The organism is Flavisolibacter ginsengisoli DSM 18119 (assembly GCF_900129295.1).
In the GTDB taxonomy this organism is placed as follows: domain Bacteria; phylum Bacteroidota; class Bacteroidia; order Chitinophagales; family Chitinophagaceae; genus Flavisolibacter; species Flavisolibacter ginsengisoli.
The window spans coordinates 92,697-114,811 of the sequence record NZ_FQUU01000008.1 but is presented as its reverse complement, the minus strand read 5'-3'; the positions used below and the strand labels follow the sequence as shown (position 1 = coordinate 114,811).

At 41.0% G+C, this 22,115-nt stretch carries 20 protein-coding genes; 10 read left to right on the top strand and 10 right to left on the bottom strand.

Translation table 11 applies throughout. The annotated features are described in order from the left end of the window. Nucleotides 1-13: 13 nt before the first annotated feature. The 4 genes from BUA53_RS10815 to BUA53_RS10800 all read right to left on the bottom strand — a co-directional run bounded on the left by BUA53_RS10815 (nucleotide 14) and on the right by BUA53_RS10800 (nucleotide 6,859). Nucleotides 14-1,330: a TolC family protein gene (locus BUA53_RS10815; RefSeq protein ID WP_072835390.1), complete on the bottom strand. Its 1,317-nt coding sequence runs from the start codon at nucleotides 1,328-1,330 to the stop codon at nucleotides 14-16. Then, nucleotides 1,330-4,443: an efflux RND transporter permease subunit gene (locus BUA53_RS10810; protein WP_072835389.1), complete on the bottom strand. Its 3,114-nt coding sequence runs from the start codon at nucleotides 4,441-4,443 to the stop codon at nucleotides 1,330-1,332. The genes BUA53_RS10815 and BUA53_RS10810 overlap by 1 nt, the downstream gene beginning before the upstream one ends. Before the next feature lie 79 nt (nucleotides 4,444-4,522). Next, nucleotides 4,523-5,599 (bottom strand): efflux RND transporter periplasmic adaptor subunit, encoded by a 1,077-nt coding sequence (locus BUA53_RS10805; protein ID WP_245793088.1) that lies wholly within the window; start codon nucleotides 5,597-5,599, stop codon nucleotides 4,523-4,525. Nucleotides 5,600-5,737: 138 nt separating this feature from the next. Beyond that, the gene (locus tag BUA53_RS10800; RefSeq protein WP_072835388.1) at nucleotides 5,738-6,859 is read right to left on the bottom strand and encodes a 5-(carboxyamino)imidazole ribonucleotide synthase; all 1,122 of its coding nucleotides are present in this window, start codon (nucleotides 6,857-6,859) and stop codon (nucleotides 5,738-5,740) included. 151 nt (nucleotides 6,860-7,010) lie between these two features. On the opposite strand from BUA53_RS10800, the gene BUA53_RS10795 reads away from it, so the two are divergent. Further along, entirely contained in the window at nucleotides 7,011-8,270 is a 1,260-nt protein-coding gene (locus BUA53_RS10795; protein WP_072835387.1) for an erythromycin esterase family protein, read from the top strand. 66 nt (nucleotides 8,271-8,336) lie between these two features. Here BUA53_RS10795 and BUA53_RS10790 read toward each other — a convergent pair whose 3' ends face one another. Then, nucleotides 8,337-8,957: a hypothetical protein gene (locus BUA53_RS10790; protein WP_072835386.1), complete on the bottom strand. Its 621-nt coding sequence runs from the start codon at nucleotides 8,955-8,957 to the stop codon at nucleotides 8,337-8,339. A 92-nt stretch (nucleotides 8,958-9,049) separates the two neighbouring features. On the opposite strand from BUA53_RS10790, the gene hppD reads away from it, so the two are divergent. From hppD to BUA53_RS10775, 3 genes are all read left to right on the top strand, one after another. After that, nucleotides 9,050-10,183, top strand: coding sequence for a 4-hydroxyphenylpyruvate dioxygenase (gene hppD, locus BUA53_RS10785; protein WP_072835385.1), 1,134 nt, complete (start codon nucleotides 9,050-9,052; stop codon nucleotides 10,181-10,183). 321 nt (nucleotides 10,184-10,504) lie between these two features. Beyond that, nucleotides 10,505-11,656, top strand: a complete 1,152-nt coding sequence (locus BUA53_RS10780; RefSeq protein ID WP_072835384.1) for an energy transducer TonB — start codon at nucleotides 10,505-10,507, stop codon at nucleotides 11,654-11,656. A gap of 9 nt (nucleotides 11,657-11,665) precedes the next feature. Further along, nucleotides 11,666-12,307 carry an alpha/beta fold hydrolase gene (locus tag BUA53_RS10775; protein WP_072835383.1) on the top strand — a complete coding sequence of 214 codons (642 nt, stop codon included), beginning with the start codon at nucleotides 11,666-11,668 and terminating at the stop codon, nucleotides 12,305-12,307. 11 nt (nucleotides 12,308-12,318) lie between these two features. Here the strand turns inward: BUA53_RS10775 and BUA53_RS10770 are convergent, their stop codons facing one another. After that, the gene (locus tag BUA53_RS10770) at nucleotides 12,319-13,596 is read right to left on the bottom strand and encodes an aspartate kinase (protein ID WP_072835382.1); all 1,278 of its coding nucleotides are present in this window, start codon (nucleotides 13,594-13,596) and stop codon (nucleotides 12,319-12,321) included. A 122-nt stretch (nucleotides 13,597-13,718) separates the two neighbouring features. On the opposite strand from BUA53_RS10770, the gene fbp reads away from it, so the two are divergent. The 5 genes from fbp to BUA53_RS10745 all read left to right on the top strand — a co-directional run bounded on the left by fbp (nucleotide 13,719) and on the right by BUA53_RS10745 (nucleotide 17,162). Further along, nucleotides 13,719-14,750 carry a class 1 fructose-bisphosphatase gene (gene fbp / locus BUA53_RS10765; RefSeq protein ID WP_072835381.1) on the top strand — a complete coding sequence of 344 codons (1,032 nt, stop codon included), beginning with the start codon at nucleotides 13,719-13,721 and terminating at the stop codon, nucleotides 14,748-14,750. Next, nucleotides 14,750-15,511, top strand: a complete 762-nt coding sequence (locus BUA53_RS10760; RefSeq protein WP_072835380.1) for an ABC transporter ATP-binding protein — start codon at nucleotides 14,750-14,752, stop codon at nucleotides 15,509-15,511. Before fbp ends, BUA53_RS10760 begins: the two co-directional genes overlap by 1 nt. Before the next feature lie 10 nt (nucleotides 15,512-15,521). Next, entirely contained in the window at nucleotides 15,522-15,956 is a 435-nt protein-coding gene (locus tag BUA53_RS10755) for an FKBP-type peptidyl-prolyl cis-trans isomerase (protein WP_072835379.1), read from the top strand. A gap of 72 nt (nucleotides 15,957-16,028) precedes the next feature. Next, nucleotides 16,029-16,556, top strand: coding sequence for a YfiT family bacillithiol transferase (locus BUA53_RS10750; RefSeq protein WP_072835378.1), 528 nt, complete (start codon nucleotides 16,029-16,031; stop codon nucleotides 16,554-16,556). Nucleotides 16,557-16,616: 60 nt separating this feature from the next. Beyond that, nucleotides 16,617-17,162, top strand: a complete 546-nt coding sequence (locus BUA53_RS10745; RefSeq protein ID WP_072835377.1) for an NUDIX hydrolase — start codon at nucleotides 16,617-16,619, stop codon at nucleotides 17,160-17,162. Here BUA53_RS10745 and BUA53_RS10740 read toward each other — a convergent pair. Next, nucleotides 17,142-18,449, bottom strand: coding sequence for a bifunctional folylpolyglutamate synthase/dihydrofolate synthase (locus BUA53_RS10740; protein ID WP_072835376.1), 1,308 nt, complete (start codon nucleotides 18,447-18,449; stop codon nucleotides 17,142-17,144). The genes BUA53_RS10745 and BUA53_RS10740 overlap by 21 nt on opposite strands. A 25-nt stretch (nucleotides 18,450-18,474) precedes the next feature. Continuing rightward, entirely contained in the window at nucleotides 18,475-19,323 is an 849-nt protein-coding gene (locus tag BUA53_RS10735; protein WP_072835375.1) for a hypothetical protein, read from the bottom strand. A gap of 292 nt (nucleotides 19,324-19,615) precedes the next feature. Between BUA53_RS10735 and BUA53_RS10730 the strand changes: the two genes are divergently transcribed. Next, nucleotides 19,616-20,092 carry a CHRD domain-containing protein gene (locus BUA53_RS10730; protein WP_072835374.1) on the top strand — a complete coding sequence of 159 codons (477 nt, stop codon included), beginning with the start codon at nucleotides 19,616-19,618 and terminating at the stop codon, nucleotides 20,090-20,092. Between the two features lie 54 nt (nucleotides 20,093-20,146). Here BUA53_RS10730 and BUA53_RS10725 read toward each other — a convergent pair whose 3' ends face one another. Together BUA53_RS10725 and BUA53_RS10720 are read right to left on the bottom strand one after the other, a co-directional pair. Further along, the gene (locus tag BUA53_RS10725) at nucleotides 20,147-21,433 is read right to left on the bottom strand and encodes a radical SAM family protein (protein WP_072835373.1); all 1,287 of its coding nucleotides are present in this window, start codon (nucleotides 21,431-21,433) and stop codon (nucleotides 20,147-20,149) included. Between the two features lie 58 nt (nucleotides 21,434-21,491). After that, nucleotides 21,492-22,115 (bottom strand): hypothetical protein, encoded by a 624-nt coding sequence (locus BUA53_RS10720; RefSeq protein WP_072835372.1) that lies wholly within the window; start codon nucleotides 22,113-22,115, stop codon nucleotides 21,492-21,494.

Sequence of the window (22,115 nt, the reverse complement as noted above, 5' to 3'; positions counted from 1 at the left end):
CAAAAACAAGAAACTATTTTACCAGGTCGCCTCTCAATCTCAATAATTCTATCTCGGCTACCTTGGTGTTATAGCGCGCCTGGATAAGTCGATTGGTAGCATCTGCAAGGCTTTGTTCGGCAGTACGCATTTCAAGAAAAGTTGTTACCCCAAGACGGTAACGTTCCTGGGCAATAAAAAGATTTTCCCTTACGAGCTTGATATTATCTTCTTCCAATAAAAGAGTTTGCTGGTATAAAGTATAATCCCTGTAAGCAGTTGCCACACTTGTATTGATTTGCGCCAGGTTTCTTTTATAAGCTAGCTGCTGGTATTGTATATCCAGTTCGGCAGCCCTTATATTCCTGCGGGTGAGGTAACCATTAAAGATGGGAATAGTAGCTGTAAAACCATAGTTCAATCCTTTGTTTTGACTGAACAAGGGTTGAAATGGATTAACAACGCTTTTATTATCTGTTCTATTAAAATTATAAGCCGAATTAAAACTTACAGTGGGTAATCTCTCAGCTCTGCGTTCCTGCAAAGCAAGTCCGGCAATATCAAGGCTTTTTTGCGCCAACAGCAACTGTGGATTCGTTGCTGTTAGGCTACCCTGGATAGAGTCCAATGTCAACCCGGTATGAATTGGAATGGTATCTAATACGGTAAAATCATTGTTCAAAGGGATGGCCAGTAAATTATTCAGCTGCTCCTTCAGTTTGAGAATATTGGTTTGTTGTGTTAGCTGTTGTGACTTCTGGGCATTATAATCAATTTGTGCCTGCAACACATCTGATTTAGTGCCTGTTCCAACTTCAAATTTATACTGCGCAAGTTTAAGGCGTTCACTACTTAACTGCATCTGTTCTTCAACGGCTTTCAATTGTTGTTGCTGGCGGCTTATATCATAGTAGGTGCGCATCAGGTCTGCAACACTTGCTATAACCTGGTTCTTTATCTGCAATTCTCCCAGTTCCACCATTTGCCCTAACCTGCGACGGGTTATAAACATCTTCAGACCATCAAATAGGGTCCAGTTCAGATTTAAAGATGCAGTAGCCACATTGGATTTGACTCCTTTACTTTCACGCTTGGTTCCATCTGCAAGCACCTGCTTCTGGTTATTATTATTGAAGTTGACGCCTCCATTAGCATTCAGCCTGGGATAAAATGCATAATCCGCAAATGCATAATCCAAAGCAGCCAATGCAGAATCATTCCTGGAAAGCTGTATATCGTAATTGTTGGCAAGTGAAGTGGCAATAGCCTCTTCTACACTTAATGGTCTTTGGGCCTTTGCAATAAATCCGATCAAACAACTACAGGCCAGTGCAATATTCTTTAGTCTCATTAATGTAATAATTGTGCATGTTCTTTTTCCTTCAGCTGTTCTTCTTCCAATACTTCCAGTTCATTTCTTTTTTTATTGGAAGAAAGGTAAGAATACATAGCAGGGATTACAAATAAGGTCAATACAAGGGAAAACATGATACCACCTACCATTACAATACCCAGTGGAATCCTGCTTGTTGCGGCTGCTCCAAGAGACAAAGCAATTGGTAAAGCTCCAAGGGTCATAGCTAGACTGGTCATGAGGATAGGTCTAAGGCGCTGAGATGAAGCATAAATTACAGCATCAGCTTTATTCATGCCGTTGATTCGGCTTTGATTGGCAAATTCAACAATAAGGATACCATTTTTGGTAACAAGGCCTATCAGCATGATCATGCCAATCTCTGAAAATATATTTAAGGTCTGGTCAAATAGCCAAAGGGATAATACTGCACCTGCAATAGCCAGCGGTACTGTCACCATTATTATAAATGGATCTATGAAGCTTTCAAACTGTGCTGCCAGGATCAGGAATATAAGACCCAGGGCAAGGAAAAAAGCAAAACCAATATTGCTTGAGCTTTCTTGGAAATCACGGCTATTACCAGCCAGTGAGGTAGTATAGGTATCATCCAGTAATTTATCAGCTATCTGCTGCATGGCTTGAATGCCATCCCCAATGGTCTTACCAGGCGCCAAACCTGCTGAAATAGTTGCAGATTTAAAGCGGTTGAAGTGATAGATAGTTGATGGGGTGGTAGCTTCTTCAAAACTTACCAGGTTGTCCAGTCCAATCATTTCACCTTTTTGATTTCTGACATAAAGTGCTTTTAAGTCCGTAGGATCATCCCTGTCAGATCTTGCCACCTGGCCATATACACCATATTGCTTGCCTTCCTTGGTAAAATAACCCATGCGACGATTACTCAATGCCAGTTGAAGTGTTTGCGATACATCTTCCACGCTAACACCCAATTCACTGGCTTTAAGACGATTCACATTGATCCGTAATTCGGGCTTATTAAACTTCAGGTCTGCATCTACTCCCTGCAATACAGGATTGTTACCAGCTGCCTCAATAAATGCAGGAAGGACTTGTGCCAGCTTATCGAAATTGTTATTTTGTATTACAAATTGAACAGGCTGCCCACCCCGACGATTGACCTGGATGGTTTGTTCCTCAATAGCAAACGCTCTTCCTTCATTAAACATGGATAAGTTCTTGTTGACCATGGCAACAATCTCCTTTTGAGAGCGGGTCCTGTCTTTAGGATCAACCAGGGTTACACGCACCATACCTGAATTGGTAGCACCGCTAATAAATCCTGGTGCTGTAATAGAAAGCACTGTTTCTTTTTCAGGGACAGAATCCAACATGAAGTTGGTAACTCTCTGCACATAATCATCCATGTAATCATAAGCTGTACCCTCAGGTGCCGTAAGTGCAAGCCTGAATTGGCTCCTGTCTTCCATTGGTGCAAGTTCCGATGGAATTCCTTTGCCTAGAAAATATATGATTCCTCCGCAAATAGCAATGATCACAAATGCTATCCAGCGCACTTTCATGAAACGGCTAAGCGCATTTTTATAGCTGTCTTCCATCCACCTGAAGAAAGGTTCCGTTCTGGTATAGAACCAGGAATGCTGGTGAATGTTTTTCCTTGTCATCTTAACATTCAGAACAGGGGTAAGCGTAAGTGAAACAAAAGCAGATATTAATACCGCTCCTGCTACCACTATTCCAAATTCCCGGAATAATCGACCAACAAATCCCTGGAGAAATACGATAGGAAGGAAAACGACGGCAAGTGTTATGGATGTAGCAATAACTGCAAAGTAGATCTCCTTAGATCCCTCTTTGGCCGCCTGCCACTTATTCATGCCCTTTTCCATTCTTTTATAAATATTCTCTGTTACCACTATCCCGTCATCCACTACAAGTCCTGTTGCTAAAACTATGGCCAGAAGGGTAAGTACATTTATGGTAAACCCACAGATATACATGATAAAGAAAGCTCCGATAAGAGATACCGGGATGTCAATCAAGGGCCTGATGGCGATAAGCCAGTCTCTGAAGAAAAGGTAAATGATAAGAATTACCAATACAAGGGAAATGATCAGTGTTTCTTCTACTTCGGATATTGATTTCTTAATGAACTTAGTCTGGTCAAGCGCTATATTCAGCTTGATGTCTTCAGGCATTTCCTTTTTGATCTGCTCATACCTTTTATAAAACTCATCAGAGATAGATACATAATTAGAACCAGGTTGGGGAACAATGGCAAGGGCAATCATGGGTATGCCACTTTCTCTTAATTGTGATTCCTCGTTCTCAGGGCCCAGAACTGCTTCGCCAACATCCTTTACCTTAATATCACTTCCGTTTACATTCTTTATAATAATATTATTGAACTCTTCTTCTGTGTTTAATTTTCCAAAAGTCCTTACTGAGAGTTCTGTTGCATTACCTGAGATCTTACCTGATGGTAATTCAACATTTTCCCTAAGTAAAGCATTCTGAACATCCAGTGGGGTTAATTTGTAAGCAGTTAGCATATCGGGCTTGAACCAGATACGCATAGCATATCTTTTTTCGCCCCATATCTGTATACCACTTACCCCGGGAATGGTTTGCAATCTTTCGAGCAATACGTTATTTCCCCATTCGGTAAGTTCAAGCTGGTTCTTAGTAGAACTTTGAACAGTCATGGAGATAATGGCATCTGAACTGGCATCAGCTTTTGATACAACAGGCGGTGCATCGAGGTCAGAAGGAAGAGATCTTAATGCCTGGGAAACCTTATCCCTTACGTCATTAGCTGCAGCTTCCAGGTCCACGCCAAGATCAAATTCTACATTTATATTGCTGGAGCCTGCATTACTGGAAGATGTAATATTCTTGATGCCTGCAATACCGTTTATTGCTTTTTCAAGAGGCTCGGTTATTTGAGATTCTATAATATCCGGGTTGGCGCCAGGATAGGAGGTGCGTACATTGATATTAGGAGGATCAATGGCAGGATAATCGCGTATGCCAAGGAACTTAAACCCAATGATCCCAAACACTACGATCAGGATGCTCATCACAATGGCTAAAACTGGCCGCTTTAATGAAAGTTCACTTATGTTCATCGTTAATTAGTTAAGATCGACATTTGAACACAGACTGCAGGCTGCTGCAGTCCATAAATAACTACTGAAACAATAGCCTTTAGCTTTGCTTGTTTATAACCTTATTGACTACAATCGGCGCCTTTGCTTTTACTGTAAGAAGGCCTGTAACAACAACTGTATCCCCTTTTTTCAATCCAGTAGTTACCTGGACCATGGAAGAATCCCTAACCCCTGTTGTCACATCAACAAAGTCGGCAATGCCGTTCCTTGCAACAATAACTTTCTTACCCCTTGCCTGTGGAATAATAGCTTGTGAAGGTATTAAAAGGGCATTAGGATCCGGTTGGAAATTCATCTTAACCTTGGCAAAATTTCCAGGCGTTAGCCCGGCAATATTTCCCTTTACCTGGGCCCTCATCACTAATGTCCTGGAATTTTGATCTATCCCGGATTCTGTAGCAGAGATGACAGCTGTATAATTGCGATCACTGCCTTCAACCGTAAAATTGACATATTGTCCCTTATGAACCTGGTTGGCATATTTCTCAGGAAGGTTAAAATCGATCTTTAGATCTGCAGTTTTTTGAATAGTTGCTATTACAGATTGAGGGGTAACATAAGCGCCTGTGCTTATATCCTTTAAACCAAGTTTGCCGCTAAAAGGTGCACGGATAACCGTTTTGGCTATCGAGGTATTGATGATGTCAAGGTCAGCACGCAGATTACTTACCTGCAGGGCGCTGGCAGCATAATCTTCTTTGCTGATACCACCAATTTCCAATAGTTTTTCATGACGACCTGATGTTTGCTGTGCTATCTGGAGTTGTACCTGTAACTTTCTTTTTTGTGCCTGCAGATCTGCATCATATAATTTGGCAAGTACAGCACCTTTACTAACAAAATTGCCTTCCCTTACATTCAGGTTTATAATTCTGCCTGAAACTTCAGGGTGTATTTCTGTTGCGTCCTCTGATACAATCGTTCCAGGTATTTGCAGCGATTCACTTACTGTTTGTGATTGCACTACAAAAACATCTACCCGGGGAACAGGGGGCTTATTACCCATTTTTTGTTTTGCCTGGGCTTCTTCCTTGCGTTTACTGCTGCAAGAGCTTAATTGAATGGAAAGGGTTGCGAAAAATAATAATAGATAAATGGGATAAAAAACTTTCACTTGGTATGTCAATTGATGTTAGAACGTCAAAAATAGCCTCTTCTACAGGAAAAGCGCCTTTAAAAAAAGCCTAAGAATCATTTGATTAACCTTAATTAACCTTAACCGCTTGATAAGCGGTCAATATAAATGATGACCTTAGGAAACTACATTTATGGTTTGCCTGATCTTATTGGCTTTATGAATGAGGTCTTGCTTTTCATTACTGATAATAGTTACATGACCCATCTTCCTTCCGGGCCTTGTCTCAGCTTTTCCATATATATGAACAAATGCGTTGTCTATTTTTAATACTTCATTCAGCCCTATATATTTCGCCTTACCGGAATGACCTTCTCCTCCAATGATATTGACCATAATTGATGGAAACAGGTATTTGGTATTACCAAGGGGATAGCCCAATATAATCCGCCAAAGCATATCAAACTGGGATGAATAATGAGCCTCAATGGTATGATGACCGCTATTGTGTACCCTGGGTGCTGTTTCATTTACAAAGACCTCGTTATTCTCGTCAACAAACAATTCTACTGCAAACAGACCTGGGGAATTAAAATTGCGAACTACCGTTAAGGCAATGGCTTCCACTTTCCATAACACCTGTTGCGGAATATCTGCAGGGCATAGCTGGAAATCCAATTGGTTCAAATCCTTATTAAACATCATCTCTACCGGCGGGTACAGTGCTGTTTTACCCAACTGGTCCACAGCTACTATCTGGGCGATCTCTTTTTTTATTTTGATTTTCTTTTCCAGCACACTATGTTCATCAAAGAACAAATGACTATCCGATAAGTTGTCTATTACCTGGACTCCCCGGCCATCATAACCACCCTCTGCCAGTTTTTGTACTGCCGGCAACAGGTGAGGTAATTGGCCGATTTCGTTTTTGTTAGTTATTATGGCAAATTCTGCAGTAGGAATGCCATGTTCGAGGTAATATTCTTTCTGGCGTACTTTATTCTTAATAATCCTGAGCACGGAGGGTTTGGGAAATACCTTCACGCCTTCAGCTTCGAGTCTTTCCAAAGCCTCAAGATTGACATTCTCAATTTCTATAGTGACAGCATCAAGACCTTTTCCAAAGTGGTAAACAGTCTCATAGTCACGTATATTGCCTTTTATAAAATACCGGCACAGGTGCGCTGCCGGGCATTCATCATCATTTTCCAATACATGTGTTTCTACAGGGTAATTTGCAGCTGTCTGCAATAACATTCTTCCCAATTGTCCACCCCCTAAAATGCCCACTTTTAACATGCGGCGAAGATAGTAACTGTTTGTAGTTTATTACTACCGTTTTAGCCCTCCGGATAGCTGCAGTTTAATTTGGCTTTTCCTTACATTAACCAGGTTATTAATAAGTATTTCTTTGGCTTGAGAGTTGTGCTAAATATAGAAATGGAATCATATGTATGAGCTCCAAACATCTAAAGACCTGGACGCTTTGATGGATGATATTGCAGATGCAGAAGTTGTTATGTTAGGGGAAGCATCACATGGAACACACGAGTTTTATACCTGGCGCACCGCCATTACCAAAAGGTTGATCAGGGAAAAAGGATTCAACTTTATCGGGGTAGAAGGTGACTGGCCTGACTGTTACAGGATCAACCGTTACATCAAAGGTTACCAGGATGGAGGTGATGATATTCAAACTATTTTAAAAGGCTTTGATCGTTGGCCTACATGGATGTGGGCTAACTGGGAAATAGCCGCCCTTGCTGAATGGCTTAAAGAATACAACGACATAAAACCAATAAATAGAAAAATAGGTTTTTACGGATTGGATGTTTACAGCCTTTGGGATTCAATGAAGCAAATGCTTGAATATCTGGAAAAAGAAGATATACAGGCAGCAGATGCTGTTAAACGGGCCATCAAGTGTTTTGAGCCGTATGAAGAGGATGAACAGCTATATGCCCGTTACTCCCTTACAGAACATTCCTGCAGGGATAAGGTGATGGAACTATTAAAAGAGGTGCGTTTGCGGGCACAGTTTCTTGATGGCGACCCCGAAGCCGGATTTAATACGGAACAAAATGCCTTGATAGCAGTTAATGCTGAAAAGTATTACACGGCCATGATGGGTTTTGATAATGAAAGCTGGAATGTGAGGGACAGGCATATGATGGAAACACTTGACCGGCTTAGGGTCTTCCACGGAAAAATGGCAAAGGCCATTGTTTGGGAGCACAACACACATATCGGAGATGCCAGGGCTACAGATATGAAAAGAGGGGGCATGGTAAACATTGGCCAACTCGCTCGTGAGCAATATGGGATTAACAATGTTTACCTCGTGGGCTTCGGATGTTACCAGGGATCAGTTATAGCAGGTGAAGCATGGGGTGCACTGATGGAAGAAATGGAAGTGCCGGGCGCCAGGGAAGGAAGCATAGAGTACCAGTTGCATAAAGAAAATCCCCGCGACCATTACTTATTATTTAATACTTCGGATATGCAAAGAAAATACGACACCTCCATCAGGCATCGCGCTATAGGGGTGGTGTATAACCCTGAAAGAGAAAGGCATGGAAATTACGTCCCATCAGTTATGTCGCAGCGTTATGATGCTTTTGTATTCCTTGATACAACCCGGGCGCTGCATCCATTGCATCTGAAGCCAAATGATATAAAGGTGCCCGAAACATATCCTTTTGGCTTTTAAACTAATAAAATAAATAAAATGCAAAAGGCAGCTTTATGCTGCCTTTGAAGAAGGTTTGTAATCACTTTATTTTGTTTTGATTTTACTGATCTCTTTTAATTTAAAATAATTATTAGCCTTTGGTAGGTACACTTCTTTTTCTATCCATGAAATGGCAATTTCTTTACCTATTAATGAGTTCAGTTTATCACCAAAGTAATTTTCGGAACCATCAAAGTACTCAAGCCATATAAAATTATGCTCCCTGTTTGAGGCATCTTTTACAGTGAGGTATACGAAATCCTTTTTATCAACTTTCAACAGCTTTCCGGAAGTAATAGTTTCCTTAACTGCATCTTGGTCATCCTTCTTTTCATTTGCCGATATCTTAGCGAATTCAAGATAGCTTGCACATTTTTGCTTTAGTAATTCCTTACCTATTTCTACACCAAGGTCCCTCATGGCCGTTTGGTCACTGACATCAAGCCCTCTTTCTTCAGCTAGCTGTACAACATGTTCCATGGCTCCTGTGGTAAAACAATTCATGGCTGCATCTTTATATTCCTGTACTTTGGCCGGGTCGTATTTAACTTTATTCAGGCAACCACAGATATCATCGGCTGCTTTTTGCATAGTAGTTTTTGTTTCCTGGGCACCTGCTATCAAACCTATCAATAATACAAAAGGGGTAACGAACCGTTTTTTCATAAGTAGTAGTTTTCGCAATAATACATAATATAATTGGCTGGCTAAACTGGTATTGTGCCTTAATTTTACAATAGATAATTAAAACGTATACTATGTCGATTGCTGCTATTCAAAAGGAAAATACTAATACCCAAACCGATTTCTTACCTCTGCAAGGCACCGATTATGTTGAATTTTATGTAGGCAATGCCAAACAGGCTGCCCATTATTACATGAGCGCTTTTGGTTTCCAGGCATTGGCTTATGCAGGACCTGAAACAGGTATAAAAGATAAAGTAAGTTATGCTGTACGACAGCATAAACTAACCTTCGTGCTTACTACTCCTATAAGACCAGGAAATGAAATAGCTGACCATATATATAAACATGGTGATGGGGTTAAATTCCTGGCTTTAATGGTAGATGATGCAACAAGTGCCTGGGAACAAACTACCAAAAGAGGTGGCCAGTCTTATTTGGCTCCCCAACAATTGAGAGATGAAGCAGGCCAAGTAGTGATGAGTGGGATACATACATATGGAGACACTGTACATTTATTCATTGAAAGAAAAAACTACAAAGGTGCATTCTTACCTGGGTTTAAGCCATGGAGCAATCCTCATTTTGCCCCTGCCGATACGGGTTTGTTATATGTTGATCATTGTGTTGGTAATGTTGGCTGGAACCAAATGAACCCATGGGTTAAATTCTATGAAGATGTAATGGGCTTTAAAAATATTCTCAGTTTCGATGATGAGGATATTTCAACGGAATATTCAGCCCTGATGAGCAAGGTTATGAGTAACGGGAACGGGTATGTTAAATTTCCAATTAACGAACCTGCGGAAGGAAAGAAAAAATCGCAGGTAGAAGAGTACCTTGAATTTTATAATGGCGAAGGAGTGCAGCACGTAGCATTGGCCACACATGATATTGTAAAAACTGTAAAGGACCTGATGAGCAGGGGTGTGGAATTTCTGAAAGTACCCAATAGCTATTATGATGACCTGCTGGACAGGGTAGGACATATCGATGAAGACCTGGAGCCCTTAAAAGAATTGGGGATTTTAGTTGACAGGGACAACGAAGGTTACCTGTTGCAATTATTTTCTAAACCGGTTCAGGACAGGCCTACGCTTTTCTTTGAGATCATACAGCGAAAGGGGGCTAAAAGTTTTGGAAAGGGGAATTTTAAAGCTCTATTTGAGGCAATCGAAAGGGAACAAGCTGCCCGGGGAAACTTATAACTTATAAATAATAACAAAATTTAGCAATACCTGGTTACATCGGGTTTGTAAGGATCTTCTTCCTACCTCCGGTATACCAAAGCCCTATCTACGCCCATGATACTGCGTAATCACTACGCAGTATCATGGGCGTAGGTATAGCGTTAATAGGTAGGAGCTATGGCTTTTCTATTCAGCAGATGAAGTGAAATGTCCATTTACCAGGTATATTAGGCAGGCCTTACCGAAGCAAGTTGGCGGCTTACCGAGTTCTGTTTCAGCATATTATAGTTTTCTTTACATTTATAACCAGAACTTGCTTCATTCTAAAGCTGTCATTCAATGAAAAACCTTTTAGTCGCCGTATTATTTATTTTAATAGCTGCGCCTGTTTTCAGCCAGGGGCCCAGTGCTTCCTTTGTTGATTACCAAAGGGCATTACCCCGCCCGGGTGATGCGCTGAAGCGAAAAGAAGATACCCTGCAAAAACAATTTGCCGCAAAAGGGCTTTCCTGGCCTGCCCGGTATGTTTATATCCGCTCTTTTAAATACGATGGCGAAATGGAGGTATGGATTAAAAATGAACGTAAGGAGCCCTTCAAACTTTTTAAAACCTATAGAATATGTGCTTTGGCAGGTACACTTGGGCCCAAGCGTATGCAGGGAGACTACCAGGTGCCTGAAGGATTTTACTATATCAATGAATTTAACCCTAATAGTGCCTATTATTTGTCACTGGGATTGAACTATCCCAATGCCTCTGACAAAATATTAAGCGATTCCATTAATCCGGGGGGAGATATCTATATACATGGAAGTTGTGTTACAGTGGGGTGCATACCTGTTACGGATAAACAGATTGATGAGATTTATATCTTAGCTGCCTATGCCCGCAATAATGGGCAGGACTACATCCCTGTGCATATTTATCCTGTCCGGTATAATAATAAAAGAAGCGCCACTTACCTGGCGAACCTGGAAAAGAATGACAGCCAACTAAAGTCCTTTGCTGACCAGTTGGAAAGTGTATATGATCATTTTGAGATCACCCACCAACTGCCTGTTATTATGACCAGTAGTAATGGTGACTATGTATATGATGGGTTATCAAAAAAAGTGGCAAGTGCAACAGTTGAAAAACCCAAAAGAAATCCAATGCCCCACAGGACAAGGAATATTACAGAACTGGCAGACGTGGTAGGACAATGGCCACAGTTCCCCGGTGGTGGAGACAATTTTTTAAAGTACCTTGATAAGATGGGCAAAGCCCTTGTTCCTTCATTGCCAGATGGAAAAAAGAAGGCTAATGTAATGATCGAATTTATTGTAGATAAAGACGGCACACCTACCAACTTCAAGGTGCTGAATGGTGTGAGCGAAGAGTTTGATGATGAATTGATCACAGTTTTGGAACAAATGCCTACCTGGCAGCCTGCTATTTTAAATGACAATCCTGTAGCTAAGAAAATGAAGCAAAGCTTTCTTATACAGTAAACACTTAAGGTGAAAGTTTATTTCTTTAGTGGCCTTGGTGCTGATAGAAGTGTATTCAGGCATATTCATTTACCTGCGGGGTTTGAACCTGTATTTATAGATTGGATTCCCCCTTTGGAAAATGAATCATTGTCTTCGTATTCTCTGCGCTTGTCAAAAAAAATTGATTTTACAGAATCCTTTTCATTGATAGGGGTATCAATGGGGGGTATGATAGCTGCAGAAATTGCCAACTACGCGAAACCAGAACACCTGGTGCTGATCTCTAGCATCCCTGTCTCCAATCACCTTCCACCATACTATCGATATCTTGCCCGGATCAAATTGCACAGGATACTTCCTGTTTCATTCTTTTTAAAAGGAGCTGTAGTAAAACGGTTTTTTACTTCTGAATCTAAAGAAGATAAAAAGCTGATCCGAAATATGATCAGCAAGGCAGATGTATCTTTTATCCGGTGGGGAATGGAAGCAATAGTAAACTGGCAAATGGAAAATATTCCAGTAAATATCATTCATATCCATGGTAGCAGGGATGAAATACTTCCCAGGCGTTTCACCCGGCCTACATTCGTCATTCCAGGCGCAGGGCATTTAATGGTTTTAAACCGTTCTTCAGAGATCAATAAAATACTTAGCGGGATATTCAACTAATTCCCCCGGGCTTATTTATCATTAGAAATTAACACCTGGATAGTTTCAGGAGTTTGCTGTTTCAATATTATTTGCCCTTCGCCACATAGTTCTTTCACCAGGCCTTCATTATAATGCCTTATAGTAAGCAAGGTCAATCCTTTGGTTACCTGCACATCAAAAAGCTTTGAAGCTTCCATGGCCAGTTCATTGATCTTTTCAGCATGGCCATCAACTACGCATAAAAGACTGATCGCACCATTTTGAGTAAGGTTTGGTTTGAACTTTATTTGTTCAAACATCTTATAGAGTTCTGCGGTCAATCCTTCTCCAACAAATGAAAAGTCCCTGGAATTTAATTGCACCAACGCCTGGTTTTGTTTATAAACAATAATGGGAGGGAGTTGGTTGATCGTTTTATTATGAATGCAGGTGCCGGTTTCTTTGGGGTGCAAAAAGGAACGTACAAACAAGGGAATGTTTTTGTTTTGCAGGGGTTTGATGGTCTTTGGGTGAATGACCTGTGCGCCATAGTAAGCCATTTCAATAACTTCCCTGTAGTTCAGCTCTTTTATCCATTGGGCGTCCTTATATTCCTTGGGGTCGGCATTCATTACACCTTTTACATCTTTCCAGATAGTCTGGCTTTCTGCGTTTAATAGATTGGCAAATACAGCAGCTGTATAATCACTTCCTTCCCTGCCAAGTGTAGTACTTTCATTTTCATCGGTTGCTCCTATAAATCCCTGGGTGATCACTATAGTATCACCATTGAATAATGGCTCTATTTGTTGCTTTACCCTTTCTGCAGTAAAGGTCCAGTCAATAATAGCATCTCTGAAATTGTCGTCAGTCCGGATAACATCTCTTACATCCACCCATTTATTAGGTACCCCTGCATTATTTAAATAATTACTGACTATGGCTGTTGAAAGTAATTCACCCACGCATACAATCTGGTCGTAGTAATAATCATAATTCCTTACAGGCCTGTCATGCAATAACCATTCTATTTCTGTGAAGAAGTCCTCGAGGTAAGCAGTGTCAGCCGAATTTCCATCTGCATTATTTACCAGTTGGCGGGCGATGGAAATATGGTTTTCTTTTATATCCTTAAAAAGAGATATAGCAGAATCCTTATCCCCGGCAAAAAAAGCTTCAGCCACTTTTTCCAGTGCATTGGTTGTTTTGCCCATAGCTGATATAACCACAAGTAGCTTTTCATTTGCATTGTCCTTCAGGATATCCCCAACAGTTTTTATTCTTTCAGCAGTGCCTACAGATGCGCCCCCAAATTTGAAAACCTTCATAGTTTGCAAAGATGTGTAAAATGAGGACTTTGAAATAAAACTTTCGTCACTTATGCATAGTAATCAACTATCCCATATTAAATCTCTATTAGCCTTACTTTTGTCTCCATTAAAACGATTGCATGAACCCTATAAACCGACAAATCTCGACCCTTGATGAATTTACCATCCAGTCACTGCGGCAATTTCCACATGCCACAGGAGAATTAAGTTCGCTTCTTCGTGATATTGGACTTGCTGCTAAAAGAGTCAATGTGGAAGTAAATAAAGCAGGATTGGTGGACATCCTTGGCGACCATGGAAGTACTAACGTGCAGGGAGAAGAAGTGAAAAAACTGGATATCTATGCCAATAACCAGTTTATGGGTGTATTGCAAAGGGGTGTTAGTTGTGCGGGTATTGCCAGTGAAGAATTGGATGATTATGTTGCATTTGATGATGCAGTAAGCCGTAACTCCAAGTACATATGCATGTTCGATCCATTGGACGGAAGTGGTAATATAGATGTAAATGTTTCTATCGGGACTATTTTCGGAATTTACAGGAGGGTTACCGAAAGAGGCACCCCTGTAACAAAAGAAGACTTTTTGCAAAAGGGTATCAACCAGGTAGCTGCAGGATATGTGATCTACGGATCATCGACTATGATGGTATATGCTACAAGGAGAGGAGTCAATGGCTTCACCCTTGATCCATCAATTGGAGAGTTTTGTCTTAGTCATCCCGACATTAAATGTCCTGAATGGGGTAAAATATATTCTGTTAATCATGGAAACTTTTTCCAATATGCAGATGGAGTGAAAAAATATATAACAGAGTGCCAGCATAAATGCAAAGACACCGGTGGTCCCTATACGCAGCGATATATTGGAAGCATGGTAGCCGATGTACACAGGAACCTGATCAAGGGCGGTATCTTTATGTATCCCGGAACCATTGAAAAGCCTAAAGGAAAACTCCGGTTGTTATATGAATGCAATCCTTTTGCCTTCATAGTGGAAGTGGCAGGAGGAAAATCATCCAATGGTGAAGTATCCATATTGGATATCCAGCCAACAGAACTTCACCAGCGGGCGCCATTTTTTGTAGGAAGTAAAAAAATGATGGAAGAACTGGAAGGATACCTGCATCCCCGGTTAGAAACAGTAAAATAATGGAAAGAACAATTATATCAGTTCAAAACCTGGTGAAGAACTATGGGAATTTTGAAGCCGTTAAGGGCATCTCATTTGATGTGCATGAAGGAGAGATTTTCGGATTATTGGGGCCAAATGGAGCCGGTAAGTCAACTACACTCGAGATCATTGAAACCCTGAGAGAGAAGACAAGCGGTAAAGTGATCGTTGATGGATTGGACATTGATAAGGATCCTAATGAGATTAAAAAGATCATAGGTGTTCAATTACAGACCAGCGGCTTCTATCCTGTTCTTAATTTAGTAGAGTTGATAGACTTATTTGCCGGGCTGTACAACCGTGAGGCTAACGCCATGGAATTACTCGACAGGGTGAACCTCCGCGATAAAGCAAAGTCAAAAGTGAAGGAGTTAAGCGGTGGACAAAAGCAACGTTTTTCTATAGCTACCACCATGATCAATGATCCCCGGATCATATTTCTCGATGAGCCCACAACAGGACTCGATCCGCAGGCCAGGAGAAATCTCTGGGAGTTAATACGTGATATCAGGAAAAAGGGGACTACTGTAATATTGACTACACATTACCTTGACGAAGCGGAATACCTCTGCGATAGGGTGGCTATTGTGGACAGTGGTAAAATTGTTGCTATGAATACACCTGACAAACTTATTGACGAATTAGTAGCGACCGGGTTTGAACGCCCCAAGGAAGTTAAAAAGGCAAACCTTGAAGATGTATTTATTCATCTTACGGGTCGCACATTAAGAGAAGAATAAAAATAAACATATGGGATTACAAGATAAATTACGCGGGCACCGCGAAGAGAAGCTACAGGCAGAAAAAGAAGCAGGTATGCAGTTTATGTCTGCCAACAAAAACAATGAAGGTGTGACTGAACTACCAAATGGTATTCAATACCAGGTGTTGAAAGAAGGTAATGGACCAAAGCCTCAACCGAACAGTAAAGTGAAAGCACATTACAGGGGTGCGCTCCTGGATGGTAAAGAATTTGATAGTTCTTTCAAGCGCAATCAACCATTTACAGCACCGCTTACTTCTCTTATCAAAGGTTGGCAACAAGTAGTTCCATTAATGCCAGTGGGCAGCATGTGGCGACTGTGGATACCTTCTGACCTGGCATATGGTGATTATGGAACAGGTGGCATCCCCGGGGGAGCAACATTGGTTTTCGACATTGAGTTATTGGAGATCGTTTCCTAAGGCAAGGGCTGTAAGTATTTGAAACGAAGGAACATTATAAACTAGCAAAGCTTTATTTACCAATATTTGATTATGAGTACAGATCCCCGTTATCCCGTTGGGAAATATGAACCAAAGCCATATTCAGACGAATTAAAAGAACAATGGTTGTCAGATATCAGGTTTTTTCCTGATGCTATTGAAAATGCCATTCTAAACCTGGATGAACAGCAATTGCAAACTCCCTACAGGGAAGGCGGATGGACAGTGCATCAATTGGTACACCATATTGCTGACAGTCATATGAACGCCTATATCAGGTTTAAGCTTGGCTATACAGAAAACAATCCTACAATAAGACCTTACGAAGAAAAGTTATGGGCAACTACTGCTGATGTAAAGAACCTTCCTGTAAATATCTCCACCACACTTTTGTTTGCGCTTCATAAGCGTTGGTACGAGTTTTTAAAAAGCTTTACCAGGGAGGATTGGGATAAGACCGTGTACCATCCGGAACATAAAAAGGAAATAACCCTTTGGTTGCTGTTAGGGATGTATGCATGGCACGGAAGACATCATGCAGCACATATTACTTCACTTCGTGAAAGAATGGGTTGGTAGGAATATTGTACGTGTTAGCTTTATTAAATTGTCATTCAGCATTGGCAGCAATAGAATAATATGCATTGGAAAGTTTTAAATTCCGAATACCTGTTCAATGAGCCATGGTTAACCATTAGAAAGGAAAAGTGTGAATTGCCCGATGGCAGGATTATGCCAGCGTATTATACGCTGGAGTATCCTAATTGGGTAAGTGCTTTTGCACTTACTAAAGAAGGGGAGGTGGTTATGGTTAAACAATACCGCCATGGTCTTGGAGTAGTGAGCACTGAACTTCCGGGAGGTGTGGTAGATAAAGGTGAAACGCCTGAGAGAGCTATAGCCAGGGAACTTATGGAGGAAACCGGATATACATTTGAATCTTTTGAGTTTATTGGAAAGCTTTGTGCCAATCCTGCCACCTCTAATAACTATATGCACATGTTCATTGCCAGGGAAGGGATAAAGGTAGATAAGCAAAAACTGGATGATACAGAAGATATTGAAGTTGTAATCTATTCCATTGAAGAGGTTAAACAATTAATCAGGGAAAACAAAATTGTTCAGGCTTTACACTCAGCATCCATATTCTACGCGTTGGAAAGGTTAGGCATTCTGAAGTATTAAATCCTTATTGACCTCTGCCACAAGGAAAATACTACCGCAAACTATTATAAGATCATCCATTGATATATTATGTAGTGCTTCGTGAAGTGCTTCATTCACATCACTATAAACTTTACCTGTGAGTGAAAAATTCGCAGCTTTTTCTTTTAGTTCCTCTGCAGGTAATGCCCTTGGAATGTGAGCCTGGGTAAAATAATATCTGGCATCACTGGGCAATAATGAAAGCACCTGGGCGGCATCCTTATCCTTTACCATACCAATTACCATATGGAGTTTATCAAAAGACAATAGTTTTAAATGCTGCAGCATTTGTTCCATGCCATCTTTATTATGCGCTACTTCAAGGATAACAATAGGTCGTTCGCGAAGTATTTCCCACCTTCCCATTAGCCCGGTTAGCTGCCTGACATTCTTGAGTCCTTCATGAATACTTGCCTCGGTAATTTGGTATCCATCCTTTTGTAAAATATCCAGTGCATTCAATACTGTCAGCAGGTTTTTTTGCTGGTATACCCCAGGCAGATCCAGTTCAAATGAACGGACACCCTGGCCTTCTTTTTTTACTGTAATGATTGTATGGTTGTTCTTCCATTCCTGGGAGATCAAATTGTATTGATCTTCTGCAAATGCTATGGAACTGTTTTTTTTGATGGATTGATCTAAGAAAACCGGGTCCGTTTCTTTTTTTCTTTCACCAATAACAACTGGAACACCTTCTTTAATGATCCCGGCTTTTTCTGCCGCAATTTCTTCCAGCGAATTGCCCAGCATGTTCATATGATCCCAGCCAATATTGGTAATAACAGATAACTCCGGAGTAATGATATTGGTGCTGTCCAATCTTCCTCCAAGCCCTACTTCCACTATGGCCATTTCAACTTTCTTTTGAGCAAAATAGTCAAAGGCCATAGCAACTGTGATCTCAAAGAAAGAGGGCTGTATATCTTCTATAACAGGCTTGATCTTTTCCACGAATGAAATAACGTAATCTTCGTCAGCCACCTGGCCATTCACTCTTATCCTTTCCCTGAAGTCATAGAGATGTGGTGAAGTATATAAACCTGTAGTATAGCCGCTTGATTGAAAAACTGAGGCAAGCATATGGCTTACAGAACCCTTGCCATTGGTGCCACCTACATGAACAGATTTGAATTGTTGCTGTGGATTGCCTAAATATTCACAAAGGATCCTTGTATTGGTCAGGTCTTTTTTAAAAGCCGCACTGCCGACGCGGCTGAATAAAGGCAGCTTATGATACAGGTAGTCTATTGTTTCTGAATAATTCACATCGGCAAAAGTATTGCTGTGGGGCTTATCCTCTTACTTTAAAATTAAAGATGACAGTTCCTTTTTGCCCTTCATCTGATGTAGGGAATTTTAATTCGAAGGCTCTTTTGCGTGCAATGTCTTTCATTTTCTCTGTGGCTGTACCGGTAGATCCCTTTGGTTGATAATTGGCAGATACAACCTTGCCATTCTCATTTACCACTATATCCATTGCTATTTTAGCATTCTGGTTAAAATCATCTTCAAATGTCTGGTTGGGAATACTCAGCACTTTTACTCCGAAGTTTCTTGGCGCACCATTATAATTTCTTCCATTAGGATCACCACCAGGTCTGCCCTGGTCGCCATTTCCGCCAGCTATACCTTCATTGCCACCAGGTTTATAACTATCTGCACCATTACCCCCGTTGCCATTGCCACCGACGGTTCTTCCAAGTACTGCTCTTGGTCTTGGAGGAGCTTGTGTAATGACAGGTTGCGGATTTGTGGCTTTTGATTTAACGACTTTGCTTTCAGAATTTATTTTAGTGGCCTCAGGTTTACTGACAGCAGGTTTAATTACAGGAGGAGCATCATGGCTGGTCTCATCAGAACTAACGTCCTTTACTGCTTCTTCATTTGATTGAACAGGTTGAGGCGGTGTATAGCTTGTTTGTTGGGCAGGTGCCGGGTCTCCGGGCAGTAAAGGCTGGTCGGAACCAAATCCCTGATCACCACTTCCCAGGTTTACTTCTACATATTCATCAACTGGTGGCACCTCTTCATGAGGAATGGCAAACTTTACCCATATAAAAATAAAAAGGAGGGCAACCGCTATTCCTGCGGTTATACCTGAAGCTTGTAAATTTTTTTGCCTCTCGAAATCAGCTGACATGGATAAATGGTTGTTCATACAAATATAAAAGTTCAGGTGGTAAACAGTCGCCTGTACAATAGAATTAATGGGTATCCTGGTAGCAGAACTGTCGCCAGCCTTTGTAGTTTTGACTCTTTAACGGTGCAAAAGTTAGACAAATTGCCCTGTAAACTATAGATCAAGGCCATGTTTTAACATTTAAGTGCAGCTATTTACTGGATATAGCAACCCGTTGCAGTTTTCTACGTATGTATATGCTGAATACCTTCAAAGACATAGTCATTACCACTTAACTATTAAAACGAAATCTATGGTAAACAAGGCTCTTAATTTTTGTACTGCATTTTTAATGGTGGGTTCTTTATTGGCAGGCATCGGTTGCAGTAAGGACAATAATAACAATAACCCGGCACCTAAAGTTGATTATACTCTGAGCGGCACTGCTTCTGGTAGCCAGGAAGTACCTGCAGTAACAACAGCCGGTTCGGGTTCAGTAACCGGAAGCTATAATTCCAGTACTAACCTGCTTAACTACACTGTTACCTGGACAGGCCTTTCAGGTCCGGCAACACTTATGCACTTTCACGGCCCAGCCCTTGCAGGTGCCAATGCTGGTGTTGCCTTAGGAATTACAGGTTTCACCTCTGCAGCCTCCGGATCATATACGGGCTCTGCTACCTTAAATGATACACAGGAAGCAGACCTCCTGGCCGGGAAATGGTATTATAATGTTCATACAACCAACAATGGAGGCGGAGAAATAAGAGCACAGGTTTCTGCTCAATAATTACCTTTCAAAATAAACATACCTGCCTGTAAACCCTGGCAGGTATGTCTATTTTCAATGGGCGAAATCGATATCGTACTGGCCTTTTATTCTTTCCATAGGTGGATTGAAATAGCCATATTTTAATTGGGGGAATTCTTCTTTTAGCAGTTGCATCAATTGTTTCATTCCTAAAATTTCCCCTGAATCTATCACACCAATCTTTCCTAAATACCAGTCAGGATCAATATTAAAATTCCTCCATTGTATCATGTCAAGATCTGTATCAATGATCAATTGTCGCAATGCTTCATATTCAGCCACTGAGTCGGTCATGCCTGGAAAAACAAAATAGTTTATAGAGGTCCATCCACCAAAAGACTTTACTACTTTAAGGCTTTCTATGATATCCTCAAACTGGTAATTATTGGGCCGGTAATATGGCAAATAGATTTCGGGCCTTGCAGAATTGGTGCTTACCCTTATACTATTCAATCCTACCTCGCACAAAGCTTTTACAGCATTGGGCTTAGAACCGTTAGTATTGATATTAATACTTCCTTTTGAAGTATGTTTCCTGATCTCAATGATTGATTCCCTGATAGTTTCCCACATCAGCAATGGTTCTCCCTCACATCCCTGTCCAAAGCTGACTATAGGGAATGGGGCAGTTTCCAGGTGCGGCACGGTATATTCAACTATTTCAGCCGCAGTAGGTTTAAAGGTTAAACGATCCTGCGTAGAAACTATGGTTTCCTCTTCAGGTTGGAAGGATATGCATCCTACACAGTTGGCATTACAGGCAGGGGATGAAGGAATAGGACATTCCCATCTGCCAATAAAATAATTTCTTGCAGCCGGGCAATGATAAGTGAGTGCACAATTGTTGGCAAGATGGGCTACCAGCCTGTTATGGGGATAAGCCTTCAAAAGCTGTTCTACTCCAGTTTCTATTTTGTTTTCATCGAACCCGCCACATTCCTGCCGGATGTCGTTTTCAATACGCGTGGCTGGTACAAAGAATTTATTGTCATGCCAACCCACTGCTGTGTAACAAAACAGGGGAAGGGTAGGTGCGTCGGGAGCCGTTTCATAGGCTGCCAAATAGAAGCCCGTATGCGCTGGTGGAATAAAAGCAGCTACAGCCCATCCTTTATCACACAACCGCATTTCACCAGTCTTTACATCTATTCCAATTCCTCTTCGGCCTGGTAATTCATACAACTGTCCACCCTTGGGTAACTCTACCCATTCATCGGAAGGTATAGGCATGGCGTCCCAGCCACTTCTTCCTACCACGTATAAACTCTGGTCCTCGAAAATGGACCCTTTCCCATCAGAATATAAAATGAATGGAGACATAATTAATTTTTTAAAACCCTTTCCATTACAATCAAATACAGCAAACTGTTTGCCTTCATTAACTCGTCAGCTTATTAACTCCGGCTTCAGCTTTTTCTATCTGCTCCCTGCAAAAGGCATTGATCTTTGCTACTTCCAGGGTGGAGAGGTCCTGCATTACCTGGTATTGCAAATATTTTTTCTTTACATGAAATAAAGTCAGGAAATCTTCCCTGATGATAACCTCATTCAATTCCTCCCAGCTTACCAGGTGGTCCTTATAGTTACCTGGAATCATTACACCCTTTTCATCAAAGAATAAGGTGGTTTCCTTGAAGATCCTTTTTTCCGATAATAAAAGCAGTAAACATAAAAAAGCAAATAAAAATAAACCTGCATAATCCCATGTAGTACCCCTGTTCATCATAGCTATTCCAAGCACCAGGAAAGTGATGATCTGCAGAACCCGGACCAGGGAATTGTATTTAGCAAATACATCAACCTTTCTTCTGAAAAAGCCATAAAACAATGAAATACCTGCAACGGCAAAAATGGGAAGAAGGGTAATAAATCCCTGGAAATTCAACAAACGGTAATAATCAGAACCTTTGGCAATAAGAAAGAAACCAGTAACAATATGCAATAACCCAGCGCTGCGTCTTTTACTTTCTATACCATCTATCTTTACCGTAATGCTGTACAT

Bases quoted from the DNA above. Each gene is read 5' to 3' on its own strand.
- BUA53_RS10735 (WP_072835375.1), bottom strand. From the start codon at position 19,323: ATGTCAGCTGATTTCGAGAGGCAAAAAAATTTACAAGCTTCAGGTATA.
- BUA53_RS10780 (WP_072835384.1), top strand. From the start codon at position 10,505: ATGAAAAACCTTTTAGTCGCCGTATTATTTATTTTAATAGCTGCGCCT.
- BUA53_RS10815 (WP_072835390.1), bottom strand. From the start codon at position 1,330: ATGAGACTAAAGAATATTGCACTGGCCTGTAGTTGTTTGATCGGATTT.
- BUA53_RS10745 (WP_072835377.1), top strand. From the start codon at position 16,617: ATGCATTGGAAAGTTTTAAATTCCGAATACCTGTTCAATGAGCCATGG.
- BUA53_RS10800 (WP_072835388.1), bottom strand. From the start codon at position 6,859: ATGTTAAAAGTGGGCATTTTAGGGGGTGGACAATTGGGAAGAATGTTA.
- BUA53_RS10760 (WP_072835380.1), top strand. From the start codon at position 14,750: ATGGAAAGAACAATTATATCAGTTCAAAACCTGGTGAAGAACTATGGG.
- BUA53_RS10730 (WP_072835374.1), top strand. From the start codon at position 19,616: ATGGTAAACAAGGCTCTTAATTTTTGTACTGCATTTTTAATGGTGGGT.
- BUA53_RS10790 (WP_072835386.1), bottom strand. From the start codon at position 8,957: ATGAAAAAACGGTTCGTTACCCCTTTTGTATTATTGATAGGTTTGATA.
- BUA53_RS10770 (WP_072835382.1), bottom strand. From the start codon at position 13,596: ATGAAGGTTTTCAAATTTGGGGGCGCATCTGTAGGCACTGCTGAAAGA.
- BUA53_RS10755 (WP_072835379.1), top strand. From the start codon at position 15,522: ATGGGATTACAAGATAAATTACGCGGGCACCGCGAAGAGAAGCTACAG.
- BUA53_RS10810 (WP_072835389.1), bottom strand. From the start codon at position 4,443: ATGAACATAAGTGAACTTTCATTAAAGCGGCCAGTTTTAGCCATTGTG.
- BUA53_RS10720 (WP_072835372.1), bottom strand. From the start codon at position 22,115: ATGTACAGCATTACGGTAAAGATAGATGGTATAGAAAGTAAAAGACGC.
- fbp (WP_072835381.1), top strand. From the start codon at position 13,719: ATGAACCCTATAAACCGACAAATCTCGACCCTTGATGAATTTACCATC.
- BUA53_RS10795 (WP_072835387.1), top strand. From the start codon at position 7,011: ATGTATGAGCTCCAAACATCTAAAGACCTGGACGCTTTGATGGATGAT.
- hppD (WP_072835385.1), top strand. From the start codon at position 9,050: ATGTCGATTGCTGCTATTCAAAAGGAAAATACTAATACCCAAACCGAT.
- BUA53_RS10725 (WP_072835373.1), bottom strand. From the start codon at position 21,433: ATGTCTCCATTCATTTTATATTCTGATGGGAAAGGGTCCATTTTCGAG.
- BUA53_RS10750 (WP_072835378.1), top strand. From the start codon at position 16,029: ATGAGTACAGATCCCCGTTATCCCGTTGGGAAATATGAACCAAAGCCA.